Below are 201 nucleotides of genomic sequence, written 5' to 3' on the forward strand. Positions count from 1 at the left end.
CGTGGAGGCGTGGGAGGGCGTGGGCCACCCCGAGGGCGCCTACGTCGCCCGGGTTCCGGACGACGCGACCCTCGCCTGGCGCACCTCGGCGACGCCGCACGGTCTGCTGCACGTCGGCATCCCCTTCGAACGCGCGCCCGACGCTCCCCCGCTCTGGTTCCTCGCCATCGACGAATCGCACGGGCGCGCGCCGTCGGCGAC

At 76.1% G+C, this 201-nt stretch carries 1 protein-coding gene; it reads left to right on the forward strand.

Annotation, left to right across the window (positions count from 1 at the left end; genetic code table 11):
* On the forward strand, positions 1–201 hold a 201-nt coding region (locus FJ658_RS16235; protein WP_181408479.1), incomplete at both ends, for a hypothetical protein.

It is taken from the genome of Schumannella sp. 10F1B-5-1, from assembly GCF_006517535.1.
Classification (GTDB): Bacteria; Actinomycetota; Actinomycetes; order Actinomycetales; family Microbacteriaceae; genus Schumannella.